Origin of the sequence: Marinobacter halophilus, assembly GCF_003007685.1 — a bacterium.
Classification (GTDB): domain Bacteria; phylum Pseudomonadota; class Gammaproteobacteria; order Pseudomonadales; family Oleiphilaceae; genus Marinobacter; species Marinobacter halophilus.
Map to the genome: position 1 here is coordinate 29,121 of NZ_PXNN01000005.1, position 20,216 is coordinate 49,336.

A 20,216-nucleotide genomic window follows, 5' to 3' on the forward strand; every position below is an offset into this window, starting at 1 on the left:
ATCAATCGGTTTTTCCGAATCGTATAGCAAAGGCCTATCAAACAGTTTGGGTCAATCAATTTGAGCAACGCGCGGGCAACGCTTATCGTAGGCTCAACTTCAGACAACGATTCATTATTGAATCCAAACAGTTAGTTTCACGACATCAAGGGGAAGACCGCACATGTTGGATGCCAATATCAAAGGACAGTTGAAGGCGTACATGGAAAAGCTGCAGCACTCGATTGAGCTGGTGGCGGCCTATGACGACAGCGCCAAGTCTCAGGAACTCAAGGAGTTGCTGGACGAGCTTGAGCCGATGTCCGACAAGATCAGTCTGCGTACTGAGGATTCCGCCGACGTGCGTCGTCCGTCTTTTGCGATCAATCGTGTGGGCACTGATATTGGCGTCCGTTTTGCCGGTATTCCGATGGGCCACGAGTTCACGTCACTGGTATTGGCGCTGCTGCAGGTGGGTGGCCATCCATCCAAGGCGTCGCAGGACGTGATCGAGCAGATCCAAGAACTGGACGGCGAGTTCGAATTTGAAACCTATTATTCCCTGTCCTGCCAGAACTGCCCGGATGTGGTGCAGGCACTGAACCTGATGAGCGTGCTCAACCCGAAGGTCAAGCACACCTCCATTGACGGTGCGTTGTTCCAGGACGAGGTGGAGAAGCGCCAGGTAATGGCGGTGCCCAGCGTGTACATGAATGGCGAGCCCTGGGGTCAGGGCCGGATGACGCTGGAAGAGATCGTGGCCAGGCTGGATACCAACGCCGGCGCCAAAGAAGCTGAGAAGATCAACCAGAAGGGCAACTTTGAAGTGTTGATCATCGGTGGTGGCCCAGCGGGTGCTTCGGCGGCCATTTACGCCGCCCGTAAAGGCATTCCGACCGCGATTGCCGCTGAGCGTTTTGGTGGCCAGGTCAGCGACACCATGGGTATCGAAAACCTGATTTCCGTGCCCTACACCGAGGGCCCGAAACTGGTTGCTGCCATGGAGCAACACGTTAACGAATACGAAGTCGACATCATGAATATGCAGCGTGCCGAGAAGCTGATTCCGGCCGCGCAGACGGGTGGCCTGCACGAAGTACGCCTGGCCAACGGCGGATCTCTGAAGGCCCGTACGGTGATTCTGTCGACCGGTGCTCGCTGGCGCCAGATGGGTGTACCCGGTGAGGAAGAGTACCGTAACAAGGGTGTGGCTTACTGCCCACATTGCGACGGCCCGCTGTTCAAAGGCAAGCGCGTAGCGGTGATCGGTGGGGGTAACTCCGGTGTCGAAGCGGCTATCGACTTGGCCGGTATCGTTGGCCACGTTACCCTGATTGAGTTCGGTGCCGACATGCGGGCAGACGACGTTCTGCAGAAGAAACTGCGCAGCCTGAAAAACGTCGAGATCATCACTTCTGGCCAGACCACTGAAATCACCGGCGCTGACGGCAAGGTAAATGGCCTGGTTTACACTGACCGCAACACCGGTGAATCTCATCAGGTAACGTTGGAAGGTGTGTTTGTGCAGATTGGCCTGGTGCCGAACACGGAATGGCTCAAAGGCGACATCGAACTGAGCCAGCACGGTGAAATCATCGTAAATGATCGTAACGAGACGTCGATCCCGGGTGTTTTTGCTGCCGGCGACGCTACCACGGTGCCGTACAAGCAGATCGTGATTTCGATGGGTGAGGGTTCAAAAGCCGCTCTGAGCGCCTTTGACTTCCTGATCCGCAACTCGGCCGAGTAAGTGGATAGAGCCTGCTAGTCAAGGCTGACCCCGAAAACCGGTACCTGCAGGATGTAGGTGCCGGTTTTTTTTATGTAAGTGCCTTTAGTTTGCTGACATATCCTGCTCGAGGCTGCCGTTAGCCTGAGCCGATTGGCCCTGGTCAGTAAACAGGTGACCGTAAGCGGCGCGCACGCCCTCGACGATAAACTGGTGGGGCACATCCTCGAACACGCCGTGATCGTTGATGTATTCCATGTGGGCCTCACCGGATTCGGTGAATTCCTGGAACACCGAATCGTGCACGCCGTCGAATTCCAAGGGTTCCACCTTCATCATGTCACACAGTTGCCGGTTGAAGGCGGGGGTCGCTTTCACCCATTGCCCGTTCAGATACAACTCGATGAAACCGTGCATACGAAAGATATCGGATCTTAGCCATTCGATCAGCTTGGGGCTGGACAGGTGATTGCGCACGTCTGCCAGGCCCAGGCGGCTGGGAATGCCGACGGCGCGGGCGGCGGCACCCAATAACACGGCTTTGGGGATGCAGTAGCTTTCACCGCTGGTCAGGGCGTAGCTGGCGGTGAGGGTGTGTGGATCGGTCTGGAACACGTACGGGTTGTAGTGAACGCTGTCGCGTACGGCCAGGTAAAGCGCCTTGGCCTGCTCGACCGGATCGTTCGGCACGCCTTCAAGTTGCTGGTCTATCCAGGCCTTTACTTCGGGCTGGTCGTAGTCGAAGAAAGCGGTGGGCTTGAGATAGTTTTCCATTGGGGGTTTCCGGCATTATCGGATTATCCCGCGATGATCTCGCAATTAGCAAGCTATGAGCAATGATTTATTCCACCACTACTGTTGCCCGATTTGATCACCACGAGCCGTGGTTACCGCCCGGGATCTGTGTCAGTCTGGGGGCTTCCCATTAACTGAATGATTGATCATGCCTCTGACAGAAGTTCTGGGCCAGATTTTCGGTCTGGTCGCCCTCGGCTTTTGCATTGCGGGGTTTGCCAGCAAGAGCGACGACCGGCTGATGGTATTGCTGATTTCCGCCAACGTCGCCTTTGCCCTGATGTTTGCGTTTTTTCAGAGCTGGACGGCCGCAGCCCTGACAGTGCTGGTAATCGTGCGCATCGCGCTGGCCCGGAGGTTCCAGGGTAACTGGACCATGATGACCGTGCTGCTGGCGGTCAACTTGCTGGTCGCCTGGGCGACCTGGGCCTCAGTGACAGACCTGTTCCCGTTGGCGGCCGCCGTGTTGGGCACTGTCGGCATGTTCCTGCTGAAGGGCATTGCCTTGCGGGTGGTGCTCGGATTTGCCGCGTTCGCCTGGATGCTCAACAACATTGTGATTGGCTCGGTTGGCGGCATTCTGGCGGAAGCCATGGTGCTGGTCACCAACGTTATTACCATTGCCCGGTTGTACCGAATTCGCAGGAAATATCCGGGCATCGAGCCCTGATGCGTTAATTCCAATGGCTGCGTGGGTGGCCTGAGTAACTGTCTGTCAGTGTGAAAGTGGCCAATTTCGTCTGATCCGCATCGGCGTACCTTTGTCTCAACGCAGGCTTCTGATGGGTCAGGAGCCGGGAAGAACATAAAAACAGTGAGACGACACCCATGAGCCACCAACACTACGACGTTCTGATCATCGGCGCCGGCGTTTCCGGCATTGGCATGGCCTGCCATCTGAAGCGGGAATGCCCGGGCAAGCGCTTTGCCGTGCTGGAGCGGCGGCAATCGCTGGGGGGCACCTGGGATCTGTTCCGTTACCCCGGCATCCGTTCCGACTCTGACATGTTCACCTTTGGTTACAACTTCCGGCCCTGGACTGGCGGCAAGGTACTGGCCGACGGTGCCTCGATCAAACAGTACGTGGCCGACACCGCTCGGGAAAACGATGTCGAAAAGCACATCCGTTACGGCGTGGCGGTGAAGACTGCCGACTGGTCCAGCGCGGAGAAGTGCTGGAAACTGAGCGCAGAGAATGAAAAAACCGGCGAAGCCGAAACCTACACGGCCAGCTTTCTGGTGGGTTGCACCGGCTATTACAATTACGATCAGGGCTACAAGCCTGATTTTCCTGGCGAGCAGGATTTCAAAGGCCAGGTGGTACATCCGCAGCATTGGCCGGAGGATCTGGACTACGCGGGCAAGAGCGTGGTGGTGATCGGCAGTGGCGCTACTGCTATTACGCTGGTGCCCACCATGGCCGATAAGGCCAGCCATGTGACCATGCTGCAGCGCTCACCCACCTACCTGATGCCGTTACCCTCGACTGATAAGGTCACCCTGGCGCTGCAGAAAGTCTTGCCGGAGAAAACCGCCTATCGGCTGACCCGGGCTCGCAATATTTCGATTTCACGGCTGCTGTACGAACGGTCACGGAAAAGCCCGAAGGCCATGCGCCGGCTGTTTCTGTCGATCATCCGGCGGCAATTGAAAGGCAAGGCCGACATGCGCCACTTCACCCCGGACTACAATCCGTGGGATCAGCGCCTGTGTGTGGTCAAAGACGGCGACCTGTTTGATGCTATCAAGGCCGGCACCGCGTCCATCAAGACCGATCATATTGATTGCTTCACCGAAACCGGCATTCGCCTGAAATCGGGCGAAGAGCTGGTGGCCGACATTATTATCCCGGCTACCGGGCTGGACATTCAGATGCTGGGTGGCATTACGCCAACGGTTGACGGCCAGAGCGTGGTGCTGAAAGACAAAGTGATCTACAAGAACGTGATGATCGAGGGCATGCCTAATGCGGGCATGATCTTCGGCTACACCAACATCTCGTGGACTCTCAAAGCGGACATCGCCAGCGAGTACCTGTGCCGGTTGATCAATCACATGGATCGCAAGGATTATCGGGTGGCAGTGCCCCGGGACACCGAAAACAGCCTCGGCGACGATACGGTTTTGGGTTCTCTGGACGCTGGTTACATCAAACGCGCGGAAGACCGGCTGCCCCGCCAGGGCACCCATGGCCCCTGGAAGGCGAGTCAGAACTACCTGAAGGATGTGAAAATCCTGCGCTTTGAGCCGATTGAAGATGGTTATCTGGAGTTTGACGGCAAGCGCAGCCGGGTGGATGAACAGCAGAACGCCGGGTTTTTCCGGCCATTGCGTTCTGCATTGTTCGGAGCCTGAGTTACTGGAAGGCCTCGCGGATCACGTCACGGTAGTTTCGAATCCGCTGCACGTAGTGCACGGGTTCATAGCCCCGGGCGTAGCCATAGCGAGTGCTGGGGTAGTAGCGTTTGTCTGCCTTCAGTGGCAGCACTTGTGCCATGTCATCCCACGAATCCGGGTTCTTGCCCAGATCACGGGCCAGTTGCCGGGCATCCAGCAGATGGCCGCGGCCTATGTTGTAGCTGGCCAGGGCGAGGAAGGTCCGGTCCGGCTCGGGAATGGTGTCCGGCAGGCGCCGGTGGCGGTCTGCCAGATAGCGTGCACCGCCGTCGATGGCGGCTTTGGCATCCAGCCGGTTGGCAACGCCGAGAGATGTGGCGGTGCGACGGGTTAGCATCATGATGCCGCGCACCCCGGTGGGAGATTTGGCGGTCGGCTCCCAATGAGACTCCTGGTAAGACAGGGCGGCCAGCAAATCGGCGGGTATTCCGGTCTTCAGCTCTGCCGCCCTGAATTCTTCAATATACCGCGGCAGCTTCGCCTTGATGCTGCGATTCAGTGCCCGCAGATCAACAAAATCAAACTCACCAATGTAGGCGAAGTAGCGGCTTTCCATGCTGGCAATTGCTTCATCACCCTGGGTACTGTTCATCCACTCCCGTGCATCTGACGCCAGTTCTTTGGCATCTGCAGGCAGGTACCAGCCCAGGTTACGACCCTCAGTAAGGTTCATGGCCACTTCAAGGTGCGGAAAGTGCCGGCGCATCACTTGAACAATGTTGGAATCGGCGACGGCGCAGCCGATTCTTTTATCGGCAACTTCAGAGAGAAGCACTTCGGTTGTGCGCTGAGCATCTTCCCGGAACTCAATGCCAGGATGCTGTTCGGCCAGCTCATTGAGGGTAGCTACGTAGCTGGAGCCAGCAGTGACCGCAATGTCCGTTCCGGGGAGCTCATCAGGCTTCTTGGGCAACGGGCGGTTGTCCCGGTGGCAGACGAGCTGCTCGGTAATCTCAGTATGGGCCGGGCCTTGGGTAAAGCGTTCATTGCGGGTAAACAGGTGGGTCAGGCCGGCTGCCGCCAGGTGTGTGTTGCCAGCCTCAAGTGAATCGAGCACCGCGCTGGTTGAATCCAGCATGGTCCATTCCACTTGCCAGCCTCGGGCCTTGGCGTAATCCACGATCAAGGCGTATTCCGGACCGACGGGGTTTTCGTGGCGGTCGAGATAATAGGTGGTGGAGCCGTTGCGAGTGGCCACTTTCAGAAGGCCGGTTTCGAAGGGCGATTCCAGGCCAGGCTGTGCCGTTGGCTGGGATGGTTCGCTGCATCCGGCAAGAGCAAGAATCAGGGCCGGCACACCAAGCGCTAGCTTACCGCGGGACATGAACGTATCCCCTTATTTTTGTGTCGTATTTGTATGTAGGTCTACTCTGTAGAAAATATACTCCAGCTTCAAGCGTTTGGATTGGTTGGTCACAGCTGACGATGTATCCGCAGAATGGCGGATAGGCACCGCAACTTAGCATCCTTATTATAGGTGTTCCTGAATCAAGCCCTTGCATGAGGAAACCTTTCTTGCAGCACACCCTGCGCTCTTCGTTTGCCTACGTCGCGTTGATGGCGGCCGTGCTGTCACTGCTGCCGGGCATGGCGCTGGTGGGTGCGCTGGCGGTCAGTCTGGCGGTGATTCTGGGCTGGCAGGATATGCGCTATGTGCCCCGGGCGGTGTTTGCGTTCGCGGTTTTGACACTGGCTTTCGCCCTCGGCCACAACCCGGCTCTGATCGTCACTGCCGCCGTCAGCATGACCCGGCTGGCCGGCCTGGTGCTGGCGGTAATGTTGTTATCGAATGTGCTGGCGCGGACGAGAGATCTGCAGCGCATTTCGGCCAGCCTGTTTGGCGGCAAGCCGCTGATGCGGTATCTGAGTCTGGCCTACGGCACCTCACTGGTGTCTGTGCCGCTGAACTTCGGGTCGGTGGCGGTGGTTGGTAGCCTGGTCGGGGAGCGTATTCGCCGAAATGGAGACTCTCCGGCCACTCGCAACGCCACGCGGGCGGTATTGCGGGGGTTTGGTGTGGCGCCTGTCTTTTCGCCACTGTCCATCTCCGTGGTGCTTACGCTGACCTTGCTGCCGGGGCTGGGCATTGTCCAGTTGCTGTTGCTGGCAGTGCCGTTCTCCATTGTGCTGGTGTTGGTGGGACTGCTTTGGCGCGAGCCGGAACCTGCGCAGGACCTGGTGGCTCAGGAAGACCGGGCGGGAAGCGGCAGTTGGCTGCGGTTCAGCGGGTTGATTCTGGCGGTGTGTGCCGGCGTGTTTCTGTTCAGCCATCAGTATCAGCTCAGCTATGCTCATTCGGTGGCGCTGAGTTGTCTTGCGGCCGTTCTGCTGTATCGGGTACTTGGCTGGCTGCGCCGGGAGCGTCAGCCTTGGTCCAGCATGGCCAACGTCAGCAACGAACTGGCCATTGTCGGCGGCTCGGCGTTTATCGGCGCAGTTATCAGTGGTGTGGTGCTGGGCCAGATTGATGGTAATCCACAGCTGCCGGTCTGGCTCTGGGCGATGTTGGCGGCGGGTGTGCCCTGGCTGTTCTTTGCGGCTGGTTTGGGCGGCGTGAATCCGATTGTCATTGGCACCCTGGTGGGCGGCATTCTCGGCTCCCTCTGGCCTGAGAGTGCTCAGATCGGGCTGGGCATCGCCATGGTGACCGGTTGGGGCATTACCGCCTTCGGGACACCGTTTGCGGCCAACGCCCTGATCATGGAGCGGTTGACCGGCTACCGCGCCCGGGATGCTTCATTTCGGTGGAGTCTGGCGCTGTCATTGTCCGGATTGATGGCGGCCAGCCTGATGGCCTTTGGCCTGACCTTCTGGCTGGCCTGATCAACCCGTGCTCAGGGCTTGGGCCCCATCATCCGCAGCAGCGCTTGCGGGTTGGGCAGGCCCTGAACCATCTGCACCTTGCCTTGCTGATCCCGGTATAACGTGCTCGGGGTGGCTTGCAGTCCCAGGTCCTGCATTAACTGATTATTGGCTTTCACATCCATGTGGGCAGCGCTCACCCGCGCGCGATCCACCTCGATACCGCCCTGTTCGTAACTTTCCTGGTGTTGATGCATGGCGGCTTCCGGGTCGTCACTGCCCAGAATGGTGGCGGCTTTGGTCAGGCTGTCTTCCCGGAGTATGCCCACCATGATGTGGCGCAGTTGAACCTTGCCGGCGTCGATCCAGGGGGCCGCCTGCTGACGAAACCGGAAGCAATAAGGGCAATTGGGATCGGTGAAGGTATACACCACGATGTCGGCGTCACTGGCGCCGTCCCGGACCCAGTGGCTGCTTTCCAGTTGCGGCCAGGCGCTTTCGAACTTTGGCCCTTCAACCAGCTCCTGAATACTGGCGGCGCTCAGGTTGTTGCCATCTTGGTCGAGCAGGGTGCCGACAATGACATGATCGCCATCCGGGGTCAGATAGAACGCCAGTGAGCGGCCTTGCATCTCACCGACATAACCGGTCATGCCGCCCGGTGCGTCAAAGCTGTCGATAACGGTCACGCCTTGTTGTTCCAGGGTCTGGATGGCGGGCGGATGGTTATCAGCCTGTGCGGTGGCGGTCACCAGGGCAGCCGACAGAAGGCCGCCCTGCAGTAATCTTTGAAGTGTTGGGCTAGTCATTGGCTGTTATCTCCGCTGAGGGTGTCAGGTGGTTGGTGTCAAATCGTTCAAGGCCCCGAAACAGGCTGGCGCGGGACAGTTCGCCCATGTGGCTGTCGACCAGATTGCCCTCGGCGTTATAGAACAGGGTGGTGGGCAGGCCATGGCTGCCGGTCACCCGGCCAAACTGGCCCTGACGATCGCTGAGCACGTGGTTCAGGTCCAGGTTCTGTTCCGAGAGAAATTTCTGAATGGTTTCCGGGTGCTCGCCCTGATTGGCAAACACAAAGTTGATGCCTGGGTAGCGCTTTTGAGCCTCTTCCAGTACCGGCATTTCACGAATGCAGGGTGGGCACCAGGTGGCCCATAAGTTGACCACCGTTGGCTGGCCGTTGGCGATGACGTTCAGATCTACCGGCTGCTCGTTAAGGTCGGTCAGGGCCACTTCGGGCAGGCCTTTCATTTGCTGATTGATCAGGTTGAGAGTGCCGGTGGTGAAGCCCCAGGTAAGCAGGCCTGCGACCATGGCCGTGCCCAGTGCCCGGCGGCTGTCGGCCCGGCGCCACATCAGGAACCCGCCAAACACGAGAGCCACGATCAGGCCCGACACCATGTCGAAACCACCATCGCGGATATCGATCATGCCCAGCCAGTCACCCTGATAGTGCTCGTAGTAACGGATAACAAAGCCAATACGGGCACTGATCATGGCGACGACGAAAATGTCAGACAGGGTGCCCGCGATCGGTGTTTTGTGCTTGCGGCCGGCGATGGCGCCGACGATCAGGGCAACAACAAAGGCAAAAACCAGCAGTACGTGCCCGATAGACAGACTAACGGGGCCAACGCCGACGCTGAGCATGGCATCTCCAGTATTCGGTGAGTTTTAAGACGGTACGGCCGCTAGTGACCACAGACATTGATGGGAGTTCCATCTTTTTCCAAAATGTAAGCCTGCTAATGAAAACCACCTATGGCTATTTGCCAAACCCTCTGTTACCGTGCCTGCATCCTGCCTCTAGGGATTCCGCAGTTTCAGGCTATTTGCCGCTTTGCGAATTATCCATACGACCTGTCAGAGGACGTCACCCCGATACCGGCGCGTGACCGTAGTCGTTTTTTATTCCATGAATGTTCATGGCATCTGCCCGCATTCGCCGACGACGGTGTTCGTGGAGGCAGTATCAATCAAGAGTACCCTATATGAATTTTTCTTCCCTCGGTTTGTCCGAGCCGCTCGTTCGTGCCACTTCCGATCAGGGTTATGATATCCCGTCTCCCATTCAGCTTCAGGCGATCCCTGCCGTGTTGTCTGGTCGAGATGTGATGGCCGCGGCCCAGACCGGTACCGGCAAAACCGCCGGATTTACTCTGCCTATCCTGCAGCGCTTGTTGGATAATCCGACCAATGGTAAAGGCCCTCGCGTGTTGATTCTGACGCCAACACGGGAGCTGGCAGCGCAGGTTCACGACAGTGTGAATCTGTACAGCAAATACGTTCCCATCAAAGCCGCCGTGGTTTTTGGTGGTGTCAAAATCAATCCGCAGATGATGAAGCTGCGCAAGGGCGTCGACGTTCTGGTGGCGACACCGGGCCGTTTGATGGACCTGTATCAGCAGAACGCTGTGCGCTTCAACGAAGTGGAATTTCTGGTGCTGGACGAAGCCGACCGCATGCTGGACATGGGCTTCATCCGCGACATTCGCAAGATTCTTGCGCTGTTGCCGGCCAAGCGCCAGAGCCTGCTGTTCTCGGCGACTTTCTCAAGCGAGATCCGCGGCCTGGCCGAAGGCCTGCTGAACAATCCGGTGCAGGTAGAAGTCGCTGCCCGCAATACCTCCGCCGACAACATCATTCAGTCGGTGTACCCGGTAGATCAGAGCCAGAAAACCGCGCTGCTGAGCAAGCTGGTGCGTGACAACGCCTGGGAACAGGTGCTGGTGTTTACCCGCACCAAGCACGGCGCTAACCGCCTGACCCAGAAGCTGGAAAAAGACGGCATCACCGCCGCCGCTATCCACGGCAACAAGTCCCAGGGTGCTCGTACCCGCGCTCTGGCCGACTTCAAGGCCGGCGAAGTGCGTGTGCTGGTCGCGACCGACATCGCCGCCCGCGGTCTGGACATCAAACAGTTGCCCCAGGTGGTGAACTTTGAACTGCCGAACGTACCGGAAGACTACGTGCACCGTATCGGTCGTACCGGCCGTGCCGGCGAAAGTGGCCATGCCTTGTCATTGGTGAGTGCCGATGAAGGCAAGATGCTGGCTGGTATTGAAAGGCTGATCAAGAAGCAGCTGCCGCGCAAGGAAGTGGAGGGCTTCGAGCCCAGAAACAACCTGCCGTTGAAGCCAAAAGCCAGTGCTGACCCGAGCAAAGCCCGCAATCGCAGGCCCCAAGGCGGCGCAGGTAAAAGCTTTGGTCCCAAGCCTGCAGGACGCAGTGGTGCCCGCAGTGGCCAGGGACAAGGCCGAACTGGTCGCCCGGCTCAGCGCCAGAGCGCGTGACCTGATCCGGTTATCCGGACATTAAAAAAGCGGGGCTGTGAAGCCCCGCTTTTTTGTGTCTGAATGTCGCCTTCCCGACAGCCGGGATGCGGGATCAGAACTTGTAGGTGAAACCTACCATGTAGACCATGGGGTCAATTTCTACGTCGAATTTGTCGGTTTTAGTGACGCCGTCGGCAAGTGTTACTTGTGCATCGGTATTGATATCCGCCCACCAGATGGCGGCGTTCAGACCGAATTGCTCGCTGAGCATGTAATCCATACCAAGCTCAAACGCTACACCAACGCTGTCATCCAGGTCGAGCTCGCCCAATACGGTCTTCTCTTCAAAGAAGGTGGTGTAGTTGACGCCAACACCCGCATACGGCTGAAAAGCAGAGGCACTGCTCATCGGGTAGTATTGCAGGGTAATCGTCGGTGGCAGGTGTTTGGTTTCGCCAATTTTACCCAGAGCTTCGATATCGCCTGCGCCGTTGATGTTATGCTTAAACGGAGTGGCAGCTAGAACGCCGAGCCCCAAGCTGTTTGAGATCATGTAGGTGCCACGAATACCCAGCTGGGAATTGGAATCCACAGCAACGCGAGCATCGGCGCCAAGAGCCGCAGCTCCATTAATAGTAATCACATCACTAGAATCATCCGGCGCCACATGCACAACACCCGCGCGCATGATGAAATCACCTGCTTCGAAAGCCTGAACGGCCGGTGCAGTTGCCATGACAGCCGCTGCCAGAACACCTAATTTGAAGGTACGAGACATAGTATTTTCCTCACTCATTAAAGTTCGATGGAGCAACTTTAATGCAGGGGAAAACTGGAAACTTGATTTAGCGCAAGAAATGGCGGGTCGCAGATTTGGTTTCGAAGCGGTCTTGATTCAACTCAAAAAAACCGGTTGGGATTCAGGGAAATGTGGTTTGCCCTTATGGTCAGGCAGACTTGCTGGTGCCGTCGAGATCTTCGGCCACAAACACATCGCGAATGCTCATGGGCTCACCCTGTGCATTGCGCACGGTGACTGTCTGCACCGGTTCGCCGGTGTCACGATCACGCAAATCCAGGGGCTGGCCGTCCGGTGCCGGATTCCATTTGTCACCCCATTGGCGCAGCGCCACCACCACCGGGAACAGATCCCGGCCTTTCTCGGTCAGGCGGTATTCAAAGCGGGAGCCGTGTTCACCTACTTCTTCCTTGCGCAGTACTTCGTTGTCGACCAGGCGCGCCAGGCGATCACACAGGATGTTTTTGGCGATGCCCAGCTGCTGCTGAAAATCCACAAACCGGCGGGTGCCATACATGGCGTGCAGCACAATAAGCAGGGACCACCAGTCACCCACTTCATTGAGGGCGCGGGCGACGGAGCAACTGGAGTCATCAAAACGTTTTCTGGCCATGGTTGGGAGTGTACCCAATAGGGTTGCATTTTAAAACCAAATTGAATAAGGTTGCTTTAAGAAACCAAATTAATGAGGTTACAACCGAATATGAGTATGAATCTGGGTCCGTTGTTTGAACCGTTTGAACTTCACAACCTTACTCTGCGCAACCGCGTCGCCATGGCACCCATGACCCGAAATTTCTCCCCCAAAGGGGTACCGGGTGACAACGTAGTGGAATACTACCGCCGTCGTGCCGAAGCGGGGGTGGGCCTGATCATTACCGAAGGCACCATCGTGAACCACCCGGCCGCCAACGGTTACCCCAACGTGCCTGCGTTTTACGGCAACGACGCCCTGCAAGGCTGGAAAAACGTGGTCGACGCCGTCCACGAAGCCGGCGGCGCCATCTTCCCGCAGTTATGGCACGTGGGCGCGGTGCGTCAGGAAGGCACCGAGCCGGATCCGTCCGTCCCCGGTTACAGCCCGTCTGGTCTGTTTGCGCCGGGCAAGCCCAATGGCAAGGCCATGAGTAAAGAAGACATTCAAGACGTCATCAAAGCCTTCGGCGATGCCGCGCAAGACGCCAAGGCGCTGGGCTTTGACGGCGTGGAAATCCACGGCGCGCACGGTTACCTGCTTGACCAGTTCCTGTGGGAAGGCACCAACCAGCGTGACGACGAATACGGCGGCAGCATGGAAAACCGCCTGCGCTTTGTGGTTGAAATCGTAGAAGAAGTACGCCATCGCGTCGGCCCGGATTACCCGATCATGCTGCGTTTTTCACAGTGGAAGCAGCAGGCCTATGAAGCCAAACTGGTGAACACTCCGGAAGAGCTGGGGCAGTTCCTGAAGCCGCTGGTGGAAGCGGGTGTGGATATCTTCCACGCGTCTACCCGTCGATTCTGGGAGCCGGAATTTGAAGGCTCAAATCTGAACCTCGCCGGCTGGACTCAGAAACTCTCTGGCAAGCCCACCATGTCGGTGGGCAGTGTTGGCCTGACCGAAGACTTTATCAGTGGCACCTTTGCCAGCAAGCAGGAAGCGGTCGAGCAGTCCGGCATTGATGAGCTGGTTGAGCGCATGACCAAGGGTGAATTCGAACTGATTGCCGTCGGACGTGCCTTGCTGCAAGACCCTGAATGGCTTGTGAAAGTGAAAGAAGGTCGCCTGAATGAGGTGGCAGCCTTCGCCAAGAAGTCTCTGACCAAGCTTTACTGATCGTCCCTTCGATCATGATTCACCGCGCGCCTCCGGGCCCGCGGTTTTTTTTGGCTTAAAGTTATCCTCTTGGTAATCGCATTGCCTTGCGGAGACGCTATGATGAAGCCCTTCCGTTTGGATGCACTAAAAAGGAGTTGGATATGGCTTTGATCCGAAATCTCAAACTGGCAGGCTTCGCTGTGTTGCTGGCCACTCTGGTGGGCTGCGCCACCGTGGGCCGTGATTTTGCCACCCATAATGTCGACCAGATCCACATCGGTGAAACCACCCGGGCTGAAATTCAGACCATGTTCGGTGAGCCCTGGCGCACCGGGGTAGAAGACGGCAAGCGTACCTGGACCTACGGCAAGTACCGCTGGTCGGCCATTGGCGATGCGGAGACCACCGACCTGGTGGTGCGTTTTAACAGCGATGGCACGGTGTCATCCTACGTGTTCAACACCACCGAATAGGTGCCCGGTATCTGCAGGCAGGCATTAATGGATGATCAGAGCGATCCCGCCAACATGGAGCAGTTGCTAGACCTTATCGAGGCCGGGGCTGAAGGCCGTGCTTACGTTTCGATCGGCGAAATGATGGACTCCGTGGGTAGGCGGACTTTCGGCCCCGTGGTGCTTTTTGTCGGCATTATCCTGGTTACGCCTTTGAGCGGATTTCCCGGAATGCCAACCATTATGGGACTGCTCATGCTGATAACCCTTGGGCAGATTCTGCTAGGCAGGAAGCACATCTGGCTGCCGGGTTGGGTGGTAAGGCGTGAGATACCGGTCATAAGGCTTCAACAGGGGCTGAAGTGGCTGCGCCGGCCCGCCCGAATGATCGACAGCCTGATTCGCCCGAGGCTCATCCTGTTTGTGAGAGGGCCAGGGCTCTACATGATAGCCCTGGGTTGCATGGTAATTGCCGGGGTGATGCCGGCAACCGAAATCGTCCCGTTCAGCTCGAGCATTGCCGGCGTTGCCTTTATGGCTTTTGGCCTGGCCATGATTTCCAAGGATGGCCTTCTTGCCCTGTTTGCCTGGGTGATCTCGTTAACGGCCCCAATCATGCTTGGCAGCAACTTGGCTGGTTGAGTCCCCTCAGCGCCAGGTTCCCGAGTTCCCGCCTGGTTTCGTCAGTTCTGATACAGGGCTGTCAGGACTTTGCCAGGCAGAGAGGCCAGCACCGGGCTGTCGGTGGTGGTAACCGTCTGCCATTTCTGATTCCAGTTGTTGTGGCAGCCATACATGACAGCGGCACCGCTATTGAACGCGTAGTCAATGCATTGACCCGTTCCAGCATTGCGAAGGCTTTCGTTGTTCTGATGGCTCCATTGCTGATTGGCCTGATTCGGGTCACAGCTCGCCAGGGTCAGTCGTCCAGCCGAGGGCGCCAGGCAATTCCAGGGCTGGTCGGCCGGGTGCAAACTACCGCGTGCAGACATCAACCAATCGGCAGCCTCGGGCTGACCGTTGGCGCTTGTCACCACGACAAGATGACCGTTGGGGTCCAGTGTGGATGATAATCGGTGCCCACCGGATGTGCTCAGTAGGCTCCCGTTCAGTTCAATGTCGCTGGTTTCTCTGATAAAGCCCGAGGCCATCAGCAGGTCGGTCAATGCCTCCCGAATGCTCGGCGGGTTGACGTTCTCACTCTCAAGTTTTTGAACCAGTGCGCGAGCCTGTCTCACCTGCAACTTTTGCTGCACAAGCTTATCCAGAACCGCCCCGGCGACCACGTCCAGTCCGTTTTCGAGTTGCTCATTTGAATAGCTATCGAGAAGAATCCGGGTGTCACTGTCTGGTACAGGAAACGCGTCTGTTGCGAGTTCACCCAGTCGTTGATTCAGGCTCGCCGTGTCCCGTGCTTTGAGTTGAACGAAACCGTGCTGCTGTCCAACAATGGCAACAGGCGGAAGCTCGGGAGTCTCGCCGTTGAATGTGGTCCGTGTGAGTTCGATTTCGACGCCGTCACGCCGACAGTGCAGGCTAGCGAGGGTGGGTCGGAAACTGGCCTCCAGGTTGATGTGGAACTGGTTGATGGTTCCGCTTTGATGACGTGCTTCCGCCACGGCCATTCGTTTCTGTTCGCTCTGGGCATTGCTTGCGGTTATCCAGCAGGCATTTCCGGTCGCGGCTGGTTCTGGAAGGTCGAAAATGTTGCCGTAATTGCCGTGGAAAACCGGGTAGATAACGGCATTGGTGCCGTCTGGGTCGTAACCACCGAGCAGGGTTGCGACCGGCACGCCTACGTTTCGGGGGGCGGGGAACCGGGCATTGGCGGCAAACTCATGGGTGTCGTACTGACCGGTTTCGGTGTTCCATTTCTTGTAGCCGGTTGCAAACCCGGTATCCGGAATCGGGAACCGGGCCAGATCGTTCTGGATGACCCTTGCGGAAAAGCCGGTGTAATGGGTGTATTCAGAGAAGCGATTGCCACCGCTGCCACCAGACATGGAGTCGTAGCGATAGGGAATCCGACCCAGGTAGTGGGATCCGTTCGGCATGTCTTCTGTTGCCCAGTTGTTATGGGCAAGGTTGTCCCGCATGCGACCTCGATGGGCGATAAAGCCCCAGCCACTGTCTGCATGGTGCCGTTGCCAACGGCCGTCTTCAGTCAGATTGGCGCCCGGATAGTGACCTAGCCCATAGGCATGGCCCCATTCATGGCTGGCTTCGTTGCCACGACTGCTCAACAGGGTGCCAATGCCATTACCGCCACTGAGCCCATGGTCCACCCGTCCGTTTTGATAGTTGCCCCAGGCATGGTGATTGGTAATCTGCTTGAACACATGCGCGTACTGCTGGCGCATATTGCTGCTGGTGAGGCCATAGTTCGCCTGGTTGATGCCCACGCTAACCTGGGACTTGGCGACGTTCTCGCGCATATCTCCTTCGTAGATACCGCCTTCGGTGTCACTGACATCGGTGTAGATCTTACCGTTGCCGATAATGACCCGGTCAAGCTCCATATCCGCGTAACTGGCCATGACCATGCGCGAGACCGGCAGTGTCTGGAAGTAATCCGTCGCCGCCAGCACCGGATCACGCAAGGTGAAGTGACCGGTTCTGTCCTCGACATGCGTGAGCATGCCCAGCCTGAGTGACTGGAACACGATCTGGCTGGCTTCACCGATATCGATCTGTGAGGCAGGTAAGATGCCTTGTTTTTCCTCTGGAGCACCCTGGTTGACGATGAAGCTTATGGACAATCCGTTCCGAACTTTGTCCCAAGGCAGCCTGAGACTCCAGGCTCGGGTGGAATATTCCACCCGGTGGCGGCCTTCGTGATCAGATGCGGGCAGATCGTTTGGGTGAGACATCCGGTAACGGCCGCTGGGCTCGCCATGGATAGATAATTCAACATCGACGGTCACCGGGGTGTCTGTTATATCAGGTGTGAACATCAGGAGCGCTTCGCGCAGTGCCACTAATCGTGGTTTGTAGACACTTCGCGTTTCATCGCCTGAATCCTGCTGGAAGTTGCCGTTGGGCATTACCGTGTGGGACTGGGCGAACACCACCTCGCCTGAGAGGTCGCCGGTGCTCAGATCGTTGCGGACAGGGCGAGGGGTGCCGTCATAATTGGTAGCGCGAAAATCCAGCGCCTTACGGGTTAGAACCTGACTCGTAGGAAGTACCGAGAGAGCCTGATCATAGCGATGGGTCTGGTTGTTCACTGTTACCGAAAGTTGGAACGGGTGATGTGCGGTCACATCGTCGGCATCCGGCATTCCGCTAATGATCCCCCGTTGTTCGTCCAACGTTGCCCACCCGGGCAAGCCCGACGCCTGGAAGCGTTTGCCCGGGGCGTTGTCAGAAATCAACGGTTGGTATTCATAGGGCAGGCTGGCTACGGCCGGTAACGGGGCATTGGTAATTGTCACGGTGTTGGTGGTTTCAGAGTCTGAACTGGAGCCACCACAGCCAGAAAGAATCAGCCCTGAAACCAGCACAAACGACAATTTTCTAGACATTTCAATGTCTTCCTTGTTCCTTTTTGGTCAAGTGGGAAGACTAGTCGCAGACTCCATACGGTAATAAGCAATAATCTGTTACTTATTGTACGTTGTGTCGGTGTTCACAACGGTGGTCCGGAAGGTGTCGTCTTTGACAACACGTTGAGCACCTCCTCCTCGGAGAAGTTTTCGACCAGTGCCCCCCGAAACTGCCGGTTGATAAACCGCTCCGTCTCCTGCTGAACCCGCTCTCGTTGTTCCGGCCTTTCGATGTAGTCCATGGCCCGAAACAGGATGTAGCGAATGGTCATGTGAGAAATCTCATGCACGACCAGATCCTCCACCCCCGGTACCAGCCCGCGCTCGATAATGTCCTCCGCCATCTCCCGGGCACTGGCATTGAGCTGCGCCTCAAGAGCCCGGCGTAGCAGCGGTGATGGCCCGTGCAGCTCCCGGACCGCAACAGTGGTCGCCGCCGGGTTAGCAAGGAAGTAGTGGTACACAAAGGTCACGGTGTCGTGGGAGGCCTGTTCCGAACTGTCCGCCATTTGCCGAAGCTGTCGCACACCGGCCTTCATGTCTTCGGCAATATACCCGAGCACCTGCAGCCCGAATTCATCCAGGTTCTTGAAGTGCCGGTAAAAGGTATTCGGATTCAGCCCCGCCTCACGGGCAAGCTCCCGCAGCCCTAATGACGTCAGGCTCCGCGTTTCCGTGATCAGCCGCAATGCAGCCTGTACCAGTTTCAGCTTTCCGCCGGCTAGTGCTTTCACATTGATCCTCTAATTTCGGTGCAGGGCCACTCTGTTTCGTGATTTGGGAGACGGCCGTCACCTTGAGTTTGCACGTTGGTTTGGAAAGCCCAGCCCAAAACAAGCCGCCACCGAAGCCAGAGGCCAAAGGGGACAACAACCTGTCACCCAAGGCCAATCGCCCGAACCTTAGTATACAAGTGTCTACGCCCAAGGGTATACATGTGTCTACCGGTCATGATGACCACTCGCACAACAACAGACAAGCCCGAATGGGCCACACAGGAGTGCAGCAATGACACAAACCGCACAGATCGCCATCATCGGCACCGGCTTCTCCGGCCTCGGCATGGCCATCAAACTCAAAGAAGCTGGTTTTCACGATTTTGTTATCCTGGAACAAAGCGACGACATCGGCGGCACCTGGCACGAAAACCACTACCCCGGCTGCGCTTGCGACGTTCAGTCTGCGCTTTACTCCTTCTCCTTCGAGCAGAATCCCAACTGGACCCGAATGTTCGCCCCTCAGCCGGAAATCAAGGCCTACCTGCGCCACTGCGCTGAAAAATACGGACTGATGAAGCACATCCAGCTCAATACCCACGTTGCCGGTGCCCGCTGGGATGAGAAAAAATCCGCCTGGACCATCGACACCTGCGACAGCCCACAACTCTGGGCCTGGATGGAACAGAATGGCGTCAAACCGGGAGATAGCCTGGACCGCAGTGACAAAACCCTGCCAAAGTTCCAAAAACTGCGTGCGGACATTCTGGTGTCCGGCATGGGCGGCTTGAGTACCCCGGCCTACCCGGACATCAAAGGCATCGACAGCTTTACCGGCACCCGTTTCCATTCCCAGAACTGGGACCACGATTACGATTTCCGCGGTAAACGCGTTGCTGTGATCGGCACCGGAGCTTCGGCCATCCAGTTTGTGCCGGAGATCGCCAAAGACGCAGCGCAGCTGGATCTGTACCAGCGTACACCGCCCTGGATTATGCCCAAGCCGGACCGGGAGATCCGCCCGCTGGAGCGGATGCTGTTCAAAAAAGTGCCGCAAGCGTTGAACGCCTTTCGCCAGAGTATCTACTGGACGCTGGAAGCCCGGGTGCTGGGCTTTGTCGGCAATCCGCGCATTCTGAAAATCGGTGAACTGCAGGCCCGCCGCCATATTCGCAGCCAGATCAAGGACAAGGAACTGCGAGCAAAGGTAACGCCGGATTTCCACTTTGGCTGCAAACGGGTATTGATCTCCAACAATTACTACCCGGCGCTGGATCAGAATCATGTGGATGTGCTCACTGACGGCATCCGGGAAGTGAAAGGCAACACCATTGTGGATAGTAAGGGCACCGAAAGAGCCGTGGACTGCATTGTCTACGGCACTGGCTTCAAGGCCCAGGAGCCGATTCCCCGTGGCATGATCTTTGGCCGTGGTGGCCAGGATCTGCTGGATGCCTGGCGTGAAGGCGCGGAAGCCTATAAAGGCACCACGGTTGCCGGTTTCCCCAACTTCTTCATGCTGATGGGACCAAACACCGGCCTGGGCCACAGTTCCATGGTGTACATGATCGAATCTCAGGTGCAGTACGTGCTTGACGCCCTGAAGAAGATGCAGCATCGCGGCTGGAAGAGCGTGGAAGTAAAAGAAGACGCTTACAGTCAGTACAACGCATCGATCCACGCCAAACTGGGGGATTCGGTGTGGCAAACCGGCTGTAAGAGCTGGTACGTCAACGAAAACGGCAAGAACACCACCCTGTGGCCGGGCTTCACCTGGCAGTTCCGTCAGCAGACCAAACATTTTGATGCCCCGCAGTACCTTTGTGAGCAAACGGAGGTGATGGAGCAGGGGGGTGAAGCGGCGCTGGCGGGTTAAACCGCCGGCCCGGCGGTTGCCGTAACCGCATACCGATGGGATGATGCCCGGAT

Annotated in this window: 17 protein-coding genes; 9 read left to right on the top strand and 8 right to left on the bottom strand. The window is 57.4% G+C overall.

Translation table 11 applies throughout. The features are described 5' to 3' along the window. Positions 1 to 163: 163 nt before the first annotated feature. A complete protein-coding gene (gene ahpF / locus C7H08_RS03435; RefSeq protein WP_106670381.1) occupies positions 164 to 1,729 on the top strand; it encodes an alkyl hydroperoxide reductase subunit F in 1,566 nt (521 codons plus the stop codon). An 84-nt stretch (positions 1,730 to 1,813) separates the two neighbouring features. On the opposite strand, the gene C7H08_RS03440 is transcribed toward ahpF, so the two are convergent. Beyond that, positions 1,814 to 2,482: a transglutaminase-like domain-containing protein gene (locus C7H08_RS03440; protein ID WP_106670382.1), complete on the bottom strand. Its 669-nt coding sequence runs from the start codon at positions 2,480 to 2,482 to the stop codon at positions 1,814 to 1,816. A gap of 169 nt (positions 2,483 to 2,651) precedes the next feature. Here C7H08_RS03440 and C7H08_RS03445 point away from each other — a divergent pair, with 169 nt between their 5' ends. Both C7H08_RS03445 and C7H08_RS03450 read left to right on the top strand, forming a co-directional pair. Beyond that, a complete protein-coding gene (locus C7H08_RS03445) occupies positions 2,652 to 3,173 on the top strand; it encodes a YgjV family protein (protein ID WP_106670383.1) in 522 nt (173 codons plus the stop codon). Positions 3,174 to 3,331: 158 nt separating this feature from the next. After that, positions 3,332 to 4,858 (top strand): flavin-containing monooxygenase, encoded by a 1,527-nt coding sequence (locus C7H08_RS03450; RefSeq protein WP_106670384.1) that lies wholly within the window; start codon positions 3,332 to 3,334, stop codon positions 4,856 to 4,858. Between the two features lies 1 nt (position 4,859). Here C7H08_RS03450 and mltF read toward each other — a convergent pair whose 3' ends face one another. Next, on the bottom strand, positions 4,860 to 6,224 hold the full coding sequence (gene mltF, locus C7H08_RS03455) for a membrane-bound lytic murein transglycosylase MltF (RefSeq protein ID WP_106670385.1): 1,365 nt from the start codon (positions 6,222 to 6,224) through the stop codon (positions 4,860 to 4,862). A gap of 233 nt (positions 6,225 to 6,457) precedes the next feature. On the opposite strand from mltF, the gene C7H08_RS03460 reads away from it, so the two are divergent. Beyond that, positions 6,458 to 7,723, top strand: coding sequence for a hypothetical protein (locus tag C7H08_RS03460; RefSeq protein ID WP_243411406.1), 1,266 nt, complete (start codon positions 6,458 to 6,460; stop codon positions 7,721 to 7,723). A gap of 11 nt (positions 7,724 to 7,734) precedes the next feature. On the opposite strand, the gene dsbG is transcribed toward C7H08_RS03460, so the two are convergent. After that, entirely contained in the window at positions 7,735 to 8,511 is a 777-nt protein-coding gene (gene dsbG, locus C7H08_RS03465; RefSeq protein ID WP_106670387.1) for a thiol:disulfide interchange protein DsbG, read from the bottom strand. After that, on the bottom strand, positions 8,504 to 9,352 hold the full coding sequence (locus C7H08_RS03470; protein ID WP_106670388.1) for a TlpA disulfide reductase family protein: 849 nt from the start codon (positions 9,350 to 9,352) through the stop codon (positions 8,504 to 8,506). The genes dsbG and C7H08_RS03470 overlap by 8 nt, the downstream gene beginning before the upstream one ends. A gap of 341 nt (positions 9,353 to 9,693) precedes the next feature. Here C7H08_RS03470 and C7H08_RS03475 point away from each other — a divergent pair, with 341 nt between their 5' ends. Next, positions 9,694 to 10,995 (top strand): DEAD/DEAH box helicase, encoded by a 1,302-nt coding sequence (locus C7H08_RS03475; RefSeq protein WP_106670389.1) that lies wholly within the window; start codon positions 9,694 to 9,696, stop codon positions 10,993 to 10,995. Between the two features lie 94 nt (positions 10,996 to 11,089). On the opposite strand, the gene C7H08_RS03480 is transcribed toward C7H08_RS03475, so the two are convergent. Beyond that, positions 11,090 to 11,755 carry an OmpW/AlkL family protein gene (locus C7H08_RS03480; RefSeq protein ID WP_106670390.1) on the bottom strand — a complete coding sequence of 222 codons (666 nt, stop codon included), beginning with the start codon at positions 11,753 to 11,755 and terminating at the stop codon, positions 11,090 to 11,092. Between the two features lie 169 nt (positions 11,756 to 11,924). After that, a complete protein-coding gene (locus tag C7H08_RS03485; RefSeq protein WP_106670391.1) occupies positions 11,925 to 12,389 on the bottom strand; it encodes a winged helix-turn-helix transcriptional regulator in 465 nt (154 codons plus the stop codon). 90 nt (positions 12,390 to 12,479) lie between these two features. Here C7H08_RS03485 and C7H08_RS03490 point away from each other — a divergent pair, with 90 nt between their 5' ends. The 3 genes from C7H08_RS03490 (at position 12,480) to C7H08_RS03500 (ending at position 14,668) form a co-directional block, all read left to right on the top strand. Next, on the top strand, positions 12,480 to 13,592 hold the full coding sequence (locus C7H08_RS03490; protein WP_106670392.1) for an NADH:flavin oxidoreductase: 1,113 nt from the start codon (positions 12,480 to 12,482) through the stop codon (positions 13,590 to 13,592). Between the two features lie 143 nt (positions 13,593 to 13,735). Beyond that, complete coding sequence (bamE, locus tag C7H08_RS03495) at positions 13,736 to 14,047, top strand: outer membrane protein assembly factor BamE domain-containing protein (protein WP_106670393.1); 312 nt, start codon at positions 13,736 to 13,738, stop codon at positions 14,045 to 14,047. A 27-nt stretch (positions 14,048 to 14,074) separates the two neighbouring features. After that, entirely contained in the window at positions 14,075 to 14,668 is a 594-nt protein-coding gene (locus C7H08_RS03500; protein WP_106670394.1) for an exopolysaccharide biosynthesis protein, read from the top strand. Between the two features lie 41 nt (positions 14,669 to 14,709). Here C7H08_RS03500 and C7H08_RS03505 read toward each other — a convergent pair whose 3' ends face one another. Next, positions 14,710 to 17,550: a M66 family metalloprotease gene (locus C7H08_RS03505; RefSeq protein WP_106670395.1), complete on the bottom strand. Its 2,841-nt coding sequence runs from the start codon at positions 17,548 to 17,550 to the stop codon at positions 14,710 to 14,712. Positions 17,551 to 17,654: 104 nt separating this feature from the next. After that, complete coding sequence (locus C7H08_RS03510) at positions 17,655 to 18,305, bottom strand: TetR family transcriptional regulator (protein WP_106670396.1); 651 nt, start codon at positions 18,303 to 18,305, stop codon at positions 17,655 to 17,657. 274 nt (positions 18,306 to 18,579) lie between these two features. Between C7H08_RS03510 and C7H08_RS03515 the strand changes: the two genes are divergently transcribed. Then, positions 18,580 to 20,163: a flavin-containing monooxygenase gene (locus C7H08_RS03515; protein WP_106670397.1), complete on the top strand. Its 1,584-nt coding sequence runs from the start codon at positions 18,580 to 18,582 to the stop codon at positions 20,161 to 20,163. Positions 20,164 to 20,216: the final 53 nt, after the last annotated feature.